This window comes from Streptomyces sp. NPDC059895 (assembly GCF_042731035.1).
Taxonomy (GTDB): domain Bacteria; phylum Actinomycetota; class Actinomycetes; order Streptomycetales; family Streptomycetaceae; genus Streptomyces.
The window spans coordinates 52,779-71,850 of sequence record NZ_JBHWKO010000002.1 but is presented as its reverse complement, the minus strand read 5'-3'; the positions used below and the strand labels follow the sequence as shown (position 1 = coordinate 71,850).

At 74.6% G+C, this 19,072-nt stretch carries 3 protein-coding genes and 2 pseudogenes; 2 read left to right on the top strand and 3 right to left on the bottom strand.

The window, feature by feature from the left end:
- Nucleotides 1-10,245 (top strand): amino acid adenylation domain-containing protein, encoded by a 10,245-nt coding sequence (locus ACFV9M_RS02465; protein WP_385064792.1) that lies wholly within the window; start codon nt 1-3, stop codon nt 10,243-10,245.
- Entirely contained in the window at nt 10,242-11,651 is a 1,410-nt protein-coding gene (locus ACFV9M_RS02460) for an MDR family MFS transporter (protein WP_385064789.1), read from the top strand. Before ACFV9M_RS02465 ends, ACFV9M_RS02460 begins: the two co-directional genes overlap by 4 nt.
- Before the next feature lie 158 nt (nt 11,652-11,809).
- On the opposite strand, the gene ACFV9M_RS02455 is transcribed toward ACFV9M_RS02460, so the two are convergent.
- The 3 genes and pseudogenes from ACFV9M_RS02455 to ACFV9M_RS02445 form a co-directional block, all read right to left on the bottom strand.
- Entirely contained in the window at nt 11,810-12,112 is a 303-nt protein-coding gene (locus tag ACFV9M_RS02455) for an alpha-amylase (protein WP_385064786.1), read from the bottom strand.
- A gap of 485 nt (nt 12,113-12,597) precedes the next feature.
- Nucleotides 12,598-15,669, bottom strand: a pseudogene (locus ACFV9M_RS02450) (alpha-amylase family glycosyl hydrolase); the annotation flags it as partial.
- 255 nt (nt 15,670-15,924) lie between these two features.
- Nucleotides 15,925-19,029, bottom strand: a pseudogene (locus tag ACFV9M_RS02445) (alpha-amylase family glycosyl hydrolase); the annotation flags it as partial.
- Nucleotides 19,030-19,072: the final 43 nt, after the last annotated feature.

Here is a 19,072-nt window from a genome sequence, read left to right as displayed (position 1 = left end):
TTGAGCACCTCACGCGTCCCCTCGGACCGCCTGCTCCCGCTGACCGGCGCCCAGTCGGGGATATGGAACGCGCAACGCCTGGAGCCGGACTCGCCGTACTACGTGGTCGGCGACGTGGTGGAGATAGCCGGCGACGAGCCGATCGACACCGAGGCGCTGGCCGAGGCCGTCCGGGCGGTTTACGAGGAGGCCGAGAGCCTGCGGCTGCGGGTGTACGACACCCCGTCGGGGCCGCGACAGGCGGTCGGCGGGGCGCCGGTCGAGCCGCCCGCGGTGGTCGACCTCGGCGGGGAGGCGGATCCCGCGGCGGCGGCGGCCGCGCTCGTCGAGGCCGAGCGGGCCCGGGCGGCCGAGACATGCCGGGAGATGGTGGACCGGCCGCTGTACTCACCGGTCGTCATCCGGCTGTCGGACCGCGAGGTCTGGTACACCCAGATGGGCCACCACCTGGTCATCGACGGCTACAGCGGCGCGATGCTGGCCCGCCGCACCGCCGCCCGCTACACGGCCCTGGTCCGCGGGACCGAGCCGCCGCGGCCCGCCTTCGGCACGATCGCCGGTCTCGTCGCCGCCGACCGGGCCTACCGGGACAGCGGCCGGGCCGCCGAGGACCGCGCGTACTGGGTGGACCGGTTCACCCCGCTGCCCGACCTCGGCGACACGCGGAGCAGCGCCGGGCCGCCCGGCCGCGCCCTGACCGCCCGCGCCGTGCTCACGCCCGGGGAGACGGCCCGGCTGCGCGCCTTCGCCGACCGGGAGGGCGTCACCTGGGGCGAGGCGCTGATCGCCTGCTACGCCGCGTTCCTGCACCGCATGCTGGGCCGCACCGACGTGGTCTTCGCGCTGCCGCTGATGTGCCGGACCGAGTCGGTGGAGCTGCGCACCCCGGCCATGGCGGTCAACGTGCTGCCGCTGCGGGTGGCCGTGCGCGGCGGGGACGGCCTCGCGGAGCTGACCCGGCGGGTCGCCGCCGTCCTGCGGGAGATGCGCGCGCACCAGCGCTACCGGGGCGAGGACCTGCCCCGCGACCTCGGCGTGCCCGGCGCGGGCGCGCTGCTGCACGGGCGCGGCATCAACCTCAAGGCCTTCGACCTGGCGCTGGACTTCGCCGGGGCGAGGGGGACGATGCGCAACATCGCCGGCGGCCCGCCCGAGGACATGGGCCTGACCGTGCTGCCGACCCCCGACGGCGGGCTGCACCTCGGCTTCGAGGTCGACGCCCGCGGCAACGACCAGGCCGCGGTCGACGGCAAGCTGACCGGGCTGCGGGCGCTGCTCGCCGGGCTGCTCGACGGTCTGCCCGTGGGCCGCGTCCCCATGGCCGGCGCCCCGGACGGATGGCCGGCGCAGTGGACGCCCGAGGCCCTGCCGGGGGTGCCGGCCGCCGTGCCGGACGCGTTCGACGCCATGGTCGCCGCCCGTCCGGGGCGCACCGCCCTGGTCTGCGGCACGGAGCGGCTGTCGACGGACGAGCTGGCGGACCGGGTGCACCGGCTGGCCCGGGCGCTGCGGGCCCGCGGGATCGGGCCCGACGACGTCGTGGCGCTGGCGCTGCCCCGCTCGGCCGGCCTGGTGACGGCCCTGCTGGCGGTGCTGGACGCGGGCGCCGCGTTCCTGCCCCTGGACACCACGCATCCGCCCGAGCGGCTGCGCGCGCTCGTCGACGACGTCCGCCCCGCGCTGGTGGTGACGGCCGGCCCGGTCGACGGGCTGGGGTGGGACGCTCCGCTCGGCGAGGCGGACGGACCGTCCGGCACGGTCGACGGGCGGGAGCCGACAGCTCCGGCCGGCGAGGAGGAGAAGCCCTCCGGCCCGGTCGGCCGGCTGGCGTGGGACGCTCCGCTCGGCGAGGCGGACGGACCGTCCGGCGCGGTCGACGGGCGGGAGCCGACGGCTCCGGCCGGCGAGGAGGAGAAGCCCTCCGGCGCAGTGGCCGACGAGGAGGAGAAGCCCTCCGGCGCGGTCGACCGGCTGGCGTGGGACGCGCTGCTCGGCGAGGCCGAAGGGCTGTCCGGCGCGCCGCTCGGGGCCGGCGAACTGGCCGCGCCCCGGCACCCCGACCACCTGGCCTACGTGATCCACACCTCCGGGTCGACCGGACGGCCCAAGGGCGTGCTCGGCCGGGCCGGCGGTCTAGCGGCGCTGCTGCACCACCACCGTGCCGCGGTCGTCGCTCCGGCCGAGCGGGCCGCCGGCGGGCGGCTGCGCACCGCCCACACCTATTCGTTCGCGTTCGACTCCGCGTTCGACCATCTGGTGTGGCTGCTGTGCGGGCACGAACTCCACGTCTACGACGCCGAGACCGCCCGCGACGCCGACGCCCTGCTCGCCGCGTACGCCCGCGACGGCATCGACGTCGTCGACACCACCCCGTCGATGGCGACGCCGTTGATCGACGGCGGTCTGCTGGACCTGCGGCCGGCGCTGCTCGTCCTCGGCGGCGAGGCCGTCCCGCCCGCGCTGTGGCGGCGGATCGCCGCGTCCGGGGTCACCGCCCGCAACATGTACGGGCCGACCGAGGCGACCGTGGACAGCACCACGGCGCCGGTCAGCGGCGACGAGCCGACGATCGGCCACCCCCTCGCGGGCACCCGCGCCTACGTCCTCGACGGCGCCCTGCATCCGGTGCCGCGGGGCACGGTGGGCGAGCTCTACCTGGCGGGCCCGCATCTGGCCCGCGGCTACCTGGGCAGGCCCGGCGCGACCGCCGACCGGTTCGTCGCCGACCCGTTCGGCCCGCCCGGCGCGCGGATGTACCGCACGGGCGATCTGGCCCGGTGGGTGCCCGGACGCGGCCTGGAGTACGGGGGCCGCGCCGACGAACAGGCCAAGATCCGCGGTCACCGGGTGGAGACCGGCGAGGTCGAGGCCGCGCTGGCCGCGGTGCCCGGGGTCACGGCGGCCGCCGCGGCCGTGCGGGCGTCCCGGCTGATCGGGTACGTCGTGTCCGACTCGGTCACCGGGGACGCGGTCCGCGCCCACCTGGCCGAGCGGCTGCCCGAGCACCTGGTGCCCGCGGCGGTGGTGCTGCTCGGCGCGCTGCCGCTGACGCCGAACGGCAAGCTCGACCGGGCCGCGCTGCCCGCGCCCGCGGCGAGCGGCGGCGGCCGGGAGCCGGGCACGGAGCGGGAGCGGCTGCTGTGCGCGGCGGTCGCCGAGGTGTTCGAGGTGGAGCGGGTCGGTGTGGACGACGACTTCTTCGCCCTCGGCGGGGACAGCATCACCGCGATCACCGTCAGCGGCAGGCTGCGCGCCAAGGGCCTCGCACTGCGGCCCCGGGACCTGCTGGAGCGCCGCAGCTTCGCCTCCCTGGCCGCCTCCGCCGGGCAGGTGGAGGCGGCCGTCGAGCAGGCCGACGACCCGACCGGTCCGGTGCCCGCGCCGCCGATCGTTCGCGGCCTGCTCGACGCGCACCCGGACGTGGACGTCGTCGCGGGCTACGCGCAGTGGACGGCCCTGCGGATCGGCGAACTCGCCTACGGCGACCTGGTCCTGGGCGTGCGGGCGGTGCTCGACCGGCACGACGCGCTGCGGCTGCGCGTCGGGGACGACGGCCTGGAGATCCTGCCCGAGGGCACGGTCCGGGCCGTCGTCGCCGAGGTCGGGGACGAGGACGTGCGGACGGTGGCCCGGCGCCTGGCCGACGAGCTCGACCCGAGGCGGGGCGACCTGCTGCGGGCCGCCCTGGTCCGCACCGGCGACGGCGGGCCGGACCGGCAGGACCGACTGGTCCTCGTGGCGCACCACCTCGCCATGGACGGCGTGTCCTGGCGGATCCTGCTGCCCGACCTGCACACGGCCTGCACGGGCGGGGCTCTGCCGCGGACCGGGGCGTCCTGGCGGCGGCACGCGACGCTTCTCGCCGGGCAGGGGACGTCCGGCGCGCGCCGGGGCGAACTCGGCCACTGGCGGGACGCGCTCGGCTCCGCGACCCGCCTGGGCGCCCGCCCGCTGGACCGGTCCCGCGACACGGTGTCCACCGCGCACCGCTCGCTGACCGTGGCCTCGCCGGACGTCACCGAGGCCCTGCTGACCACGCTGCCCGCCGCCTACCGCGCGGGCGTCGACGAGGTGCTGCTGGCCGCGCTCGTGCTGACGCTGCGGGAGTGGGGCGCGGGCGGTGACGCGGTGACCGTCACGATGGAGGGCCACGGCCGCGAACACCTCGACCTGTCCCGCACGGTCGGCTGGTTCACCAGCGAGTACCCCGTGCGCGTACCGGCCGTCGGCGACGTGGGGGACGTCCTGCGCGCGGCCAAGGAGGCCAAGCGCGGTGTCCCCGGCGCCGGCGTCGGCTACGGCGTGCTGCGCTGCCTGGACCCGGAGTCCGGTGCCGGACTGGCCGCCGTAGCGCCGCCGGACGTGCTGCTGAACTACCTGGGCCGGTTCGCGCCGCTGTCCGGCACGGGGTGGCGGCTGCCGGAGCGGGACGCCTTCTCGGTGATCGAACCCGGTGCCAAGGCCCTGGAGCAGGTGCTGGCGCTGAACTGCTTCGTCCACGAGGAGGGCGCGCCCCGGCTCGCCGTCGAGTGGACGGCCGCGACCGGGGTGCTCGGCGCCGACGCTCTGGCCGCCCTCCAGAAGTCCTGGGCGGCGGCCCTGGAGGCGCTGGCCGAGCACGCGCTGCGCGCCCCCGGCGGGCTCACTCCGTCGGACCTTCCGCTGGTCGCGCTCGGCCAGGACGCCATCGACGCCCTGGAGCGCGCCGGCCGGATCGAGGACGTGTGGCCCGCCACGCCGCTCCAGGTCGGGCTGTCCTTCCACACCCTGGTCCGCGACGACCGGGACGCCGACGTCTACGTCGTCCAGGCCGTGACGACCCTGGACGGCGATCTGGACCCCGAGCGGATGGCGGAGGCCGCGCGTGAGCTGCTGCGCCGCCACCCCTCGCTGCGGGTGTACCTGGCCCCGGCGGGGGACGAGGTGGTGCAGGTGGTCCCCGCCCCGGTCACCCTGGAGTGGCGGCGGGACGACCGGTTCCCCGAGGCCGCCCGCGCCGAACTGCGGCGCCCGTTCGACCCGTCCGGGCCACCGCTGATCCGCTTCCTGCTGTCCCGCACCGGCCCGGCCGAGCACAAGCTGGTGATCACCAATCATCACGCGCTGCTCGACGGCTGGTCCATGCCGCTGGTCGGCCGGGCCCTGCTGGGCCTCTACGCCGAGCTGGGCGGCGGCCCGCCCGTGCCGGCCGCCACCGACGTGTCGGAGTACTTCCGGTGGCTGGCGGGCCGGGACCGGCAGGCGTCCCTGGCCGCGTGGCGGCGGACGCTGGACGGCGTCGACGGCGCCACGCGGCTGGCACCGGCGAGCGTCGGCACCGGCGTCGAGCGGCCCGGCCGGGTGGCGGTCGACCTGGGCCGGGAGTTCAGCGACCGGCTGCGCGCGTTCGCCCGCGAGCGGGGCGTCACCCTGACCACCGTGCTCCAGACGGCCTGGGGCCTGCTGCTGGGCCGGCTCACCGGGCGGCACGACGTGGTGTTCGGCTGCCCGGTGTCGGGCCGGCCCGCCGAGGTCGACGGCGTGGAGTCGATGATCGGCCAGCTCGGCACCACGATCCCCGTGCGCGTGCGGCACACCCAGGACATGACGGCGGGGGAGCTGATGGCGCGGGTGCACGCCGAGAACGTCGCCCTGGCCGAGCACCACTGGGTCGGCCTGCCGGAGATCCAGCGGGCGGCGGGCGTCGGCGAGCTGTTCGACACCATGCTGGTGATGGAGAACTTCCCGCTCTCCAGCCGGAACCGCACTCCGGTCGGTCCGGGGCTCGACCTGGCCGGGGTGGACATCACCGACGCCACGCACTACGCGCTGACCGTGATCGTGATCCCCGAGGAGTCGATCACGATCGGACTCGGCTACCAGCCGCGCGCCTTCACGGAGACGGCCGTGCGCGACCACGGCCGCTGGCTGCGCCATCTGCTGCGGGAGATCGTCGACGATCCGGAGCGGCCCGTGCTCGCCCTGCCCCTGCTCGACGGGGGCGAGCGGGAGCGGATGCTGCGCACCGGCACCGAGGCCGTCCCCGCCAAGGAACGCGGGCCCTGGCTGGAGGAGTTCGCCGCCTGGGTGCGCCGCAAGCCCGACGCCGAGGCCCTCGTCTGCCGCGACCGCGGCCTCACCTACGCCGAACTGGACCGGGAGGCCAACCGCCTGGCCCACGCGCTGATCCGGCGCGGGGTACGGCCGCAGGACCCGGTGGCGGTGCTGCTCGGACGCGACCTCGAGATGACGGTGGCGCTGTTCGGCGTGGCCAAGGCGGGCGCGGTGTACGTGCCGCTGGACGCGAGCCACCCCCGCGACCGGCTGGCGTACCTGCTCGACGACATCGCCCCGGCCGCCGCCGTGACGACCGGCGCCGAGCTGCCCGCCGCGCGGGAGATCCCGGTGGTGCGGCTGGACGATCCGGCCACGCTCGCCGCCGTGCCCGACACCGATCCGGCGGAGGCCCGCGCCGCGCTCACCGAGGACGCCCTCGCCTACGTCATCTACACCTCCGGCACCACCGGGCGGCCCAAGGGCGTCGGGGTGACCCATCGCGGCGTGCCCGACCTGATCGCCCTCCAGGAGGAGGTCGTGGGGGTCACCGAGCACGACCGCTATCTGCACTTCGCGTCGACCGGCTTCGACGTGGCGTTCTGGCAGACCATGGTGCCGCTGCTGTCCGGGGGCACCTCCGTGATCGCGCCCGAGGAGGTGCGGGTCCCCGGCGACGAACTGCTCGACTACATCGTGCGGCACCGGGTGACCGGGGTGAACCTGCTGCCGTCGTTCCTGGCGGCGATGCCCGACGACCGCACCGTCGATCCCGAGGTGTTCTTCGTCGTCGGCGCCGAACGCCTCGACCCCGAGCTGGCGCGGCGCTGGGGCGAGGGGCGACGGGCGCTGTTCAACGCGTACGGCCCGACCGAGGTCACCATCAACTCCGTGACCTGGCGGTACGACCCGGACGACCCCGGCCCGCTGCCGATCGGCCGGCCCGACCCGAACGTCCGCGCCTACGTCCTGGACGGCGGGCTCCAGCCGGTCGGCACCGGGGTGACGGGCGAGCTGTACCTCGCCGGGCCGAGCCTGGCCCGCGGCTACGTCGGCCGCCCCGGCCTGACCGCCGCCGCGTTCGTCGCCGACCCGTTCGGGCCCCCGGGCGAGCGGATGTACCGCACGGGCGACCTGGTGCGGTGGCGGCCGGACGGGCAGCTGGTGTTCCTCGGCCGCGCCGACCACCAGGTCAAGATCCGCGGCTTCCGCGTCGAGCTGGGCGAGATCGAGTCCGTCCTGACCCGCCATCCCGGCGTGCGCGCGTGCGCGGTGATCCTGCGGGAGGGCCGGCTCGTCGGCTACGTCATCCCCGCCGACGGCGCCGAACCGGACCTCGCGCGGATCCGCGCGTACCTGGCCGCACAGCTCCCCGAGCACATGGTGCCGACCGCGCTGGTGGTGATCGACCGGCTGCCGTTGAGCCCCAGCGGGAAGCTCGACCCCGCCGCGCTGCCCGCCCCCGAGACCGCGGCCGCCCGTCGGCGCGAACCGGCCACCCCGGCCGAGGCGGTGCTGCTCGGCGTGTTCCGGGACATCCTCGGCGGCGACGACATCGGCCCCGACGACGACTTCTTCGCCATCGGCGGGGACAGCATCGTCTCCCTGCAAGTGGTGTCGCGGGCCCGCCGCCAGGGGCTCGGACTGACCGCGCGGGACGTGTTCGAGGGAGAGACGGTCGCCGGGATCGCGGCCCGCGCCCGCGCCCTGGACACCGGGGACGCCCCCGCGGTCGGGGACGCGCCGCTGACCCCGGTCATGCGGGCCCTGCTGCGCCGCGCGGGCTCCGCCGCGGACGGGTTCTGCCAGTGGGTGGAGGTGTGCGTGCCGCCCGGCGGCGACGAGGCCGGCTGGCGGGCCGTGCTCGACACCGTCCTCTCCCGCCACGACGTGCTGCGGGCCCACCTGGCCGGCGACGTGCTGCGCGTCCCGCCGGCCGGCGCGGTGACCGGCGCCGACGTACTGACCCGGGTACCGGCCCCGCGCGACCCGCGCGCCCTCGTCGACGCGTGGACCGCCGCCGCCCGCGACGCGATGGACCCGCGCACCGGTCCGCTGCTGCGCGCGCTCTGGGTGGACGCCGGGCCGACCGCACCGGGCCGGCTCGTCCTGCTCGCCCACCACCTCGTCGTCGACGGCGTGTCCTGGCGCGTCCTGCTGGACGACGTACGCCACGCCCGCGAAGGCGGCACACCGGCCCGCCACGGACAGTCGTTCCTCGGCTGGGCGCGCTCGCTGCGCGAAGCCGACCGGCGGGACGAACTGCCGCACTGGCGGCGGATGACCCCCACACCGGCCCTGGCGGCCCGGCCGCTCGACCCCGCCCGGGACACCGCGGCCACCTCGGCGCACCACGAGATCCACCTCGACGCCGGCACGACCCGCGCCCTGGTCACGGCCCTGCCCGCCGCCCTGCGCACCACGCCGGACGCGGTGCTGCTCACGGCGCTCGCCCGGGCGGTACGGGCCTGGCGGGGGACGCCTCGGCTGCTGGTCGCCCTGGAGAGCCACGGCCGCCCGCCGCAGATGGACCTGGAACAGACCGTCGGCTGGTTCACCGCCGTCCATCCCCTGCTGCTCGACGCCGACGACGACCCGAAGGCGGTCGGGGAACGGCTGCGCGCCCAGGGCGACGGCCTGGGCCACGGCATCCTCACCACGGCCGGCCTGCTCGACCCCGTCGCGCCGGAGGTCTCCTGGAACTACCTCGGCCGCTTCCCCGGCGCCCCGGACGGCGACGTCCTCTGGCAGGCGCCGCCGGACGCCGATCCGCTCGGCTCCGGCGGCTCGGACGCGCTGCCCCTGCCGTACGCCCTGATGGTCGACGCCCTGGTGCGCGACGACACGCTCGGGGTGCGGCTGACCTGGCCGGCCGCGCTGTTCACGGCCGACGGGATCGAGGAGCTGGCCGGGCATCTGCGGACCGCGCTGCTGCGCACCGCCGCCGCGCCGGAGATCAGCTCGCTCAGCGGCGACCGGCCGGTCGCCGAGGTGCAGCCGCTGACCCCGTTGCAGGAGGTGATGCTGCGGCACTCGCGCACCGAACGCCCCGACCCCTACACCGTGCAGTCGGCGTTCTCCCTCGCCGGGCCCCTCGACCTCGACGCCCTGCGCGCCGCCGGCGCGGACCTGCTGGCCCGCCACCCGAACCTGGGCGCGGTCTTCCCCGCCGGTCTCGCGGTGATCCCGGAGTCCCCCCGGCCGGATTTCCGGGTGTCCGACGGGCCGGCCGAGGAGGTGCTCGCCGCCGACCTGGCCGAACCGTTCGACCTGGCCACGGGCCCGCTCGTCCGCCTGACCGTGATCCGCCAGCACGCCGAGCGCGCCGACCTGGCGCTGACCAGCCATCATGTGCTCTCCGACGGCTGGTCGGCGCCCCGTGTCCTCACCGAGCTGTTCGCGCTGTACACGGCGCGGGTCCGGGGCGGGGCACCGGAGCTGCCCGCCCCCGTGCCGTTCGCCGACTACCTGCGCTGGCGCGCCGCTCACGAGCCCGACCTCACCGTCTGGGCCGCCGAGCTGGAGGGCCTGCCCGAGGGCGACCACCTGGTCGGCGGCGAGGACGTGGGCCCCGCGTGGCAGGAGCCCACGATCATCACGTTCGACGCGGCGCTGGTGGCCGGGCTCACCCGGATCGCCGCACAGCGCGGCCTGACCCGGAACACGCTGGTGCAGGGCGCGTGGGCGGTGCTGCTCGCGCGCCGCTCCGGCCGCGCGGACGTGTGCTTCGGCGCCATGGTCGCCTGCCGTCCCCCGGAGCTGGAGGGCGTCGAGGAGATCATCGGGCTGCTGGCCAACACCGTGCCCGTACGGGCCCGGCTCACCGGCACGCTCGCCGACAGCCTCACCGCGCTCCAGGCCGGTCAGCGGGCCCTGGTCGAGCACCACCACGTGGCGTTGTCCGACCTGGAACGGCTTACCGGGCGGCGCAGGCTGTTCGACAGCCTCGTGGTGTTCGAGAACTATCCGGTCGACCCGGACCGGCTGCGCGAACCGGCCCCCGGGCTCAGGGTCGTCGGCACCCGCTTCCGCGAGGCCACCCACCATCCGGTGACGCTGACGGTCGTGCCGGACGGCGACGCCTGGACCGGGGTGCTCGCCCACCGGGCCGGGGTGGCGGCCGACGGGCTCGCCGAGGAACTGCTCGGCCTGCTGCGGGCCCTGGGCGACCGCCTCGACGACGACGTCCTCACCCTCCTGGAGCGCCGATGAGCGAGGACACCGCGCCGCCGGCACCGGCCGAGCGGGTCGACGGACGGCTGCTGCGCACCGCGTTCACCCTGGTGCTCGGCACGTTCATGGCCACGGTGGACGCCACGATCGTCAGCGTCGGCATCGGCACCCTGGCAGACGAGTTCGGCGCCTCCGTCGCCGAGGCCCAGTGGGTGAGCACCGCCTATCTGCTGGCCGTCGTCACGGCCGTGCCCGCGTCGGGCTGGCTGGCCGACCGGTTCGGCGGGCGGCGGGTCTGGCTGGCCGCCGTGGGCGTGTTCCTGCTCGGCTCGGCGCTGTGCGCGCTGGCCTGGTCGGCGTCGAGCCTGATCGTCTTCCGGGTGGTCCAGGGACTCGGCGGCGGGCTGCTGCCGCCGACCGGGCAGGCGCTGCTGGCCCGCATCGCCGGCCCGGCCCGCACCGGACGGGTGATCAGCGTCGTCGCCGTCGTCCCCCTGCTGTCGCCGGTGCTGGGCCCGCTGGCCGGCGGGTCCCTCCTCGCCGTGGCGTCCTGGCAGTGGCTGTTCCTGGTCAACCTGCCGATCGGGGTGGTCGCGGTGCTGCTCGCCCGCCGCCATGTGCCGGTGGTGCCGGCGGCACCGGGGCGGACGGCGTTCGACGTGCGGGGGGCCGCGCTGCTCTCCCCCGGCCTGGCCGTCCTGGTGTTCGGCCTGACCGAGGTCGCCGACGGACGCGCTCTCACCGCCGCGGTGGGCGTGTCCGCGGGCCTGGCGATGCTGGCCGGCTTCACCGTGCACGGGCTGCGGGCGCGCCGCACCCCGCTGATCGACCCCCGGCTCTTCGCCCGGCCGCCCTTCGGCGCCGCCGCCCTCGCGCTGCTCGTCCTGGGCGCGTCGGTGTTCGGCACGATGTTCCTGCTGCCGTTGTACCTCCAGACCGGCCGCGGACTGTCGGCGTGGCAGGCGGGGCTGCTGCTGGCCCCTCAGGGGCTGGGCGCGGCGGCGGGGTCGGTGCTGGTCAACCGGACCGTCGACGCGGTCGCCCCGAGGACGCTGGTGGTCACCGGCATCGCGCTGGTCCTGGCCGGCACGGTGCCGTTCACCCAGCTCCACCACGGGCTGCCGGACGCCGCGACGGCCTCGGCGCTCGCGGTGCGCGGCTTCGGGATGGCCATGATCAGCGCCCCGGTGATGAACATCGTCTACAGCCGTATCGAGCCCGCAAGCATCCCCCGCGCGTCCGCGGCGCTCAGCCTGCTCGGCACCGTCGGCGGCTCGGTCGGCACCGCGGGCCTCGCCGTGGTCCTCCAGGACCGGCTGGCCGCCCGGCACCGGGACGTCCCGGAGGCCTTCGCCGACACCTTCTGGTGGGTGGTCGGTCTCGGACTGCTGGCCGCCGCCGGTGCCACCCGGCTGCCGCGGACCCGTGCCGCCAGACGGGCGTGACGCGGCCGCCGGCCGCCCCGGCCGCTCTCGGCGCGGCGGCCGACGCCCCGCGCGCCCGCGAGGACGCCGGAGCGGCGTGACACGACCAGTCCTACGCCGGGAGGGCGGGGCGGCGGCCCGACAGGTGCCGCCCCGCCCGGGGCCGTCGTCGCTGGCGGTCAGCCGTCCTCGGTGGTGGCGCACAGGACGGCGCCGAGCACGTCGGCGCCGTCGGTGCCGTAGCCGGGGAAGGTGATGTAGTCGCCCGGGTTCGCGACGCGGCACGGTACGTCCCGGCCGTCGCTGTAGGAGATGGTCAGGGTGTAGGTGCCGGAGCAGGTGTTGCTGACGAACGTGTAGCGCCAGTCCGCGCTGACCTCCAGGCAGGAGGGGGCGCTGTCGTACGTCTCCGCCGTCGCGGGCGACACCGCGTGTGCTGCCGAGCCTCCCGTCAGCACCGACAGCGCCGCTGCCGCGACCACGATGGTTGAACGCGTAACCCGTCGCACTGGGGTCCTTCCCTTCAACTCGTGAAACCGACGACTCGACTCTATGGGCGTTCACGAGCACCCCGATCCACTTTGGGCCAGCTTTCGCAACTTTCAGTAACGTCTTTCAATTACTTCTGTACTCAGTGCCCGGGGATACCCGCAGGTGCCGGGGTCGACGGCTCCGCTTCCGTACACGGGTGAACGGGCGGCGCGTGGGACGCCCCGGGAGGGTCCCGCGCCGCTCCGGGGCATCACGGCAGGGCAGGGCACGGTTGCCGGCGCCGGAGCGCCCCGCCCCGCGCGGACCGCCCGAATCGGCCGGAAGAAGCCGTCGCCCGCCCGGCACGCAAGGCGACGACGCGTGCCGCGCGGGCGGCCGGAAAACGGGCGGCGCCGGTCCCGTCCGTCGAGCAGTCGACGGACGGGACCGGCGCCCCGGTTCAGGCCCTCTCAGAGGGGCCGCTTCAGAACCGCACCTCCACACCGGTCGCCGCGAGCAGTGCGCCGTTGGCGGCCCGCTGGGTGGCGACGACCTGGCCGCGCAGCGCCTCCGCCACCCGGTCGCGGTCGCGCGGGTCGACGGTGAAGGCCGGCAGGTCGCTCAACTGCGGGTGGGCGGCCTTCTCTGCGGCGGTGAGCTCCGTCGGCCTCAGGCGCAGCCACTGGCCCTCGTGGGAGAGGGCCCCGTCCTCGATGGCGAGCGTGCCCTCGCCGTCGTAGACGAGCTGCTGGGTCGTCGAGCCGGTGGCCTTCACGTTCCACACCAGCGTGTCCGTGCCGATCCAGTGCGCCTCGGACGTGCCGAGGTCCAGGTCGGGAGCGGCGCCCACGGTGGGCAGCAGATAGCCGGTGTCGCCGCTGACGAGCCAGGCCTCCTTGCCGTAGGTGGCGAAGTCCAGGGAGCGGTCGCTCGCGATGTCCTTCTCGTCGCCCTTGTGGATGATGTAGCTGAGCGAGGTCGCGTTGTCCGCCAGGGGCACTTCGAAGGTCACGCCGAAGGCGTCCTCGGCGACCGGAAGCAGCGGCTTGGTCCAGTCGGTGGGAGTGGCGGCGCCGGTCCAGGCGTGCAGGCCCCAGCCGTCGTAGTCACCGGCGCTCCGGTGGTAGTGGATGACGGCGGTCTTCGCGTCCTGCGGCGGGTAGGCGCCGTCGGGCGCGGTCTCCGCCTGGCCGTCCTGGCCCTGTTCGATCCAGACGGCGCCGGTGTTGGCCAGCGCGACGGTGCGCTCGGGGCCGTCGGCCACGCCGTCCTTCTCCACCGTGTACGTCACCTCGGCGGCGTCCTCGGCGAGCTTGACCCAGGCGAAGGCGCCATAGGCGTCGCGGCCGACGAAGTCCGCCGTGGCCGTACCGGACTTCAGCTGCCAGCCGTCGTAGTCACCGTCCGTCCTGCGGTAGTGGACCACGGCGTAGTCGCGGTCGACCGCGCTCGGGCGGGCCGGCTCGGGCGGTTGTCCGGCGCTGGTGGTGGCGAGGTCGCTCGCGGTGCGACCGCGGCTGTCGACGACGACGGCCTTGTACCGCAGGGCCGTTCCCGCCGTCACCGTGTCGGGCAGGTGCTGGGTGATCCGGTAGGGCGCGTGGTCGGCCGAACCCAGGGTCTGCCAGGCACCGTCACCGACCTGCGCGGCGAACACCACCCGGTTCAGACCACCGCCCGACACCTCGGCGGAGATCTCCACATCACCCGTGGCACCCGCCGCCGGAGCCGTCAGCGTCACCTCGGGCGCCACCGCCGGGGCCTTCAGCCGCTGCCCGGCCTTCAGCACCACGGCCGACAGGCCCGGAACCGTCACGGTGATCCGCCGGCCGGCGTCGCTCTTCACCTTCGCCGACGTGCCGTACAGCCCCGTGAACGCCGTCCGCGCCGAGCCGGTCTCCAGCTCCACCGTCCGCGGCTCGGCCGAGTTGTTCACGGCCACGACGTACTCGATCCGCTCCTCCGCGTCGGTCCGCGAGAAGGCGTACACGCCCTGTCCGCTGTCCGCGTACCGCTCCGTCTGCACACCGTCCCTGAGCGCCGGGTGCTCCTTCGTCAGCTGCGACAGCGAGGCGATGGAACGGTACAGGGGGTGCCGCTGGTCGTAGGCGTCCGAGGCGTGCGTGCGGTCCGTGCCGATCAGGTCGTCGTCCAGGTAGTCGGCGACCTGCGAGGCGAACAGCGTCTGGCGTGCTCCCTTGTCGCCGCCGGGGCCGGTGAAGCCCTGCTCGTCTCCCGCGTAGATCACCGGGTTGCCCCGGGACAGGAAGAGCAGCTCGTGCGCGAAGGTGGACCGCTTCAGCAGTTCCGCGTCGCTCGCGTCCGGGTTGTCCTGGGCGATGAAGGAGCCGATGCGGCCCATGTCGTGGTTGCCGAGGAAGGTCACCTGCTCATAGGCGTTGGCCTTGTCGGTGGTGTACCGGTAGTCCTGTGCGAAGACGTCGGAGAGCGTGCCGGCCGGCTTGTCCTGCGAGGCGTAGCCGCGGATGGCGTTCTGCAGCGGGAAGTCGAGCGTGGCGTCGAGGCGGCCCTGGGTGACGTAGGGCGCGGTGACGGCCGGGTCGGAGGAGAGCGTCTCCCCGAAGACGAAGAAGTCCTCGCGGCCCCTCTTCGCGGCGTACGCGTCGATGGCCGTGGCCCACTGGGTCCAGAACTCCATGTCGACGTTGCGGACCGTGTCGACGCGGAAGCCGTCCACGTCGAAGTCCTTGACCCACTTCTGGTAGATCCGCTCCATGCCCTCGACCACTTCGGGACGCTCGGTCCACAGGTCGTCGAGGCCGGTGTGGTCGCCGTACAGGCCGCTCTCGCCGACGAACGTGGAGTCGCCGCGGTTGTGGTACATCGTGGGGTCGTTCAGCCACGCCGGGACCTTCGTCCCCTCCTCGCCCTCCATGGTGACGGGCGTGTAGGGGAAGCTGTCCGCGTCGACCTCACGCACCTCCTGGGTGTCGTCGAAGGGGCGTCCCTCGGTGTCGAGGTAGGGGTAGGCGCCCTTGGCGCGGTAGCCGAGCTCCTTCTCGGCGTAGGTGACGGTGTCGGCGGTGTGGTTGGTGATGACGTCGAAGAAGACCTTCATCCCCTTGGCGTGCGCCTTGTCGATGAGCCGCGCCAGGTCGGCGTTGGTGCCGAAGTGCGGGTCGACCTGGGTGAAGTCGGTGATCCAGTACCCGTGGTAGCCGGCGGACTCGCCGCCGCCCTGCACCGGCTTGTTCTTGAAGATGGGCGCCAGCCAGATGGCGGTGGTGCCGAGCCCCTTGATGTAGTCCAGCCGGTCGATCACCCCCTTCAGGTCGCCGCCCTGGTAGAAGCCCTTGTCGGTGGGGTCGTAGCCGGTCTGGGTGCGGTCGCCGGTCAGGCCGCCCTCGTCGTTGGCGCTCGACCCGTTGGCGAAACGGTCCGGAAGGAGGAAGTAGGCCTGTTCCCGGGTGAGGTCGTGCCGGGCCGGCTCGGCGGCCAGCCGGGCGTCCGACGGCGGGGCCTGCGGCCGGGAGCCCGCCGACGCCGGAGTGGCGGCGTGCAGCGAACCGGCCAGCACCGCGGCGGCGACGGCCGCGGCGGTCGCCACGGCGGTGCGGCGGGCGGCACGCCGCGCCGGGGCGCCGGGACCGTCCGCGCCGCCACGGGTGCTGCGGGTATCGCGGGTATCGCGGGTATCGCGGGTATCGCGGGTATCGCGGGTATCGCGGGTGTCGCGGTTCTCCGGCGGCGGGCCGGGGACGGCTCTTCGGCGCGTCGGGTCCTTCGGTGCTCCGGCGTCGTGCCGGTGGGTGGGGTCTTGGTGCGAACCAGTCACCGTGCTGGGTCCTTCCGGTCAGTTGTCCGCGATGCGGACGGTGGTGGCGCCGAGCAGGGCGCCGCTGTCCGCGCGCTGGGTGGCGATCAGCCCGCCGTCGAGCGCCTGGGCGACCCGGTCGCGGTCGCGCGGGTCCACGTGGAACACGGAGGCGTCGGCGAACTGCGGATACGCCTCCTTCTGCTCCTGTGTCAGCTCGCCCGGCACCAGGCGCAGCCATCGGCCCTCGTCGGAGAGGGCGCCGTCGACGAGCGTGAGGCCGCCCTCGGGCGCGTAGACCAGCTGCTGGCTGGCGACACCCGTGCCCTCGCCCTCCCACACGACGGTGTCGTCGCCGATCCAGGTGGCGGCCGACTCGCCGAGGTCGAGGCCGTAGGCCCCGCTGAGGGAGGGCGCCAGATAGACGGGGTCACCGGCGACGCGCCACACCTCGTGCCCGTACAGGGAGAAGTCGAGGGCCTCGTCGGCGGCGATGTCCTTCTCCTCCTTCTTGTGGAGGATGTAGCTGAGCGAGGCGGCCCCGTCCGTCAGCGGGACCTCGAAGACGAGGCCGAAGGCGTCGTGGCGCACCGGCTGGAGGGGGTCGTTCCACTCCGGCGGATCCGCCGAACCGGTCCAGGTGTGCAGGCCCCAGCCGTCGTAGTCGCCGTCGGGCCGGTGGTAGTGGATGACGGCCTTCGTGGTGTCCTGGGGCGGATCGGCGTCCTGGGGCCGGTCGGTGCGGACCGTGTCGCTGCCCTGCTGTGTCCACACCTCGGCGGCCACGGAGAAGTCGACGGTGCGTTCGGGTCCGTCGGCGGTGCCGTTCTTCTCCACGGTGAAGCGGACGGGTCCGGTGCCGGGCGGGATCCAGGCGAAGGCGCCGTAGGAGTCGCGGCCGGCGAAGTCCGCCGTCGTGCCGTCCGCGGTCGTCAGTCGCAGCCCGTCGTAGTCGCCGTCGGCCCGCTGGTAGTGGACGACACCGTAGGTACGCCGCACGGTCGGCTTCCCGGGGACGGGGGCCTGTCCGGCGCTGGTGGTGGCGAGGTCGCTCGCGGTGCGACCGCGGCTGTCGACGACGACGGCCTTGTACCGCAGGGCCGTTCCCGCCGTCACCGTGTCGGGCAGGTGCTGAGTGATCCGGTACGGCACGTGGTCGGCCGAACCCAGGGTCTGCCAGGCACCGTCACCGACCTGCGCGGCGAACACCACCCGGTTCAGACCACCGCCCGACACCTCGGCGGAGATCTCCACATCACCCGTGGCACCCGCCGCCGGAGCCGTCAGCGTCACCTCGGGCGCCACCGCCGGGGCCTTCAGCCGCTGCCCGGCCTTCAGCACCACGGCCGACAGGCCCGGAACCGTCACGGTGATCCGCCGGCCGGCGTCGCTCTTCACCTTCGCCGACGTCCCGTAGATGCCCGTGAACGCCGTCCGCGCCGAGCCGGTCTCCAGCTCCACCGTCCGCGGCTCGGCCGAGTTGTTCACGGCCACGACGTACTCGATCCGCTCCTCCGCGTCGGTCCGCGAGAAGGCGTACACGCCCTGTCCGCTGTCCGCGTACCGCTCCGTCTGCACACCGTCCCTGAGCGCCGGGTGCTCCTTCGTCAGCTGCGACAGCGAGGCGATGGAACGGTAGAGCGGGTGCCGCTGGTCGTAGGCGTCGGAAGCGTGCGTGCGGTCCGTGCCGATCTGGTCGTCGTCCAGGTAGTCGGCGACCTGCGAGGCGAACATCGTCTGGCGGCCGTCGACATCACCGCCGGCGCCGGTGAAGCCCTGCTCGTCACCGGCGTAGATCACCGGGTTGCCCCGGGACAGGAACAGCAGCTCGTGCGCGAACGTGGACCGCTTCAGCAGTTCCGCGTCGCTCGCGTCCGGGTTGTCCTGGGCGATGAAGGTCCCGATGCGGCCCATGTCGTGGCTGCCGAGGAAGGTCACCTCACCGTAGGCGTTGGCCTTGTCGGTGGTGTACCGGTAGTCCTGTGCCAGGACGTGGGAGAGGTCGGTCGCCGGGCCGCCCCGGGAGGCGTAGTTGCGGAAGGCGGCCTGGAGGGGGAAGTCGAGGGTGCCGTCGAGCCGGCCCTGTACCAGGTACGGCGCCATCACCACCGGGTCGGCCGAGAACGCCTCGGCGAACACGAAGAAGTCGGGTCGTCCCTGCCGGGCCGCGTACGCGTCGAGCGCCGTGGCCCACTGGGTCCAGAACTCCATGTTCACGTTCTTGGCGGTGTCGACGCGGAAACCGTCCACGCCGAAGTCCTTCACCCACGTCTCGTAGATCCGCGCCATGCCCTCGACCACCTCGGGGCGCTCGGTCCACAGGTCGTCGTTGCCCATGAAGTCGCCGTACAGGGCGCTCTCGCCGGCGAAGGTCGAGTCGCCGCGGTTGTGGTACATGGCGGGGTCGTTGAGCCAGTCGGGCACCATCCGGTCGTGCTCACCGGTGCGCGGCCGCGGCGTGTAGGGGAAGCTGTCCGCGTCGACCTCGCCCATGCCGGTGCTGTCGTCGAAGGGGCGTCCCTCGGTGTCGAGGTAGGGGTAGGCGCCCTTGGAGCGGTAGCCGTACTCCTTCTCGGCGTAGTCGACGGTGTCGGCGGTGTGGTTGGTGATGACGTCGAAGAAGACCTTCATCCCCTTGGCGTGCGCCTTGTCGACGAGCCGCGCCAGGTCGGCGTTGGTGCCGAAGTGCGGGTCGACCTGGGTGAAGTCGGTGATCGCGTATCCGTGGTAGCTGGCGGACTGGTGGCCGTTGATGGTCTGGACGGGTTTGTTCTTGAACACCGGCGCCATCCAGATGGCGGTGGTGCCCAGTCCCTTGATGTAGTCCAGCCGGTCGATCACCCCCTTCAGGTCGCCGCCCTGGAAGTAGTACTTGTCGGTGGGGTCGTAGCCGGTCCGGGTGCGGTCGCCGGTCAGGCCGCCCTCGTCGTTGGCGCTCGACCCGTTGGCGAAACGGTCCGGCAGGAGCAGGTAGAACTGCTCGCGGGAGGAGGCCGGGCGGGCCGGGGTGCGGGCCAGCACCGCGTCGGACGGGGGGTCGGCGACGGCCGCGGCGGCGGCCGGGGGCGCGGCGGGCGGCAGGGACGTCAGCGCCGGGGCGATCAGGGCCAGGGCCAGTAATCTGGCGGTCCTGCGCCGGGGCGGGGACACGATCACGGGGTATTGCTCCTCAACGGTCGCACGTAGGGCGCCGCCC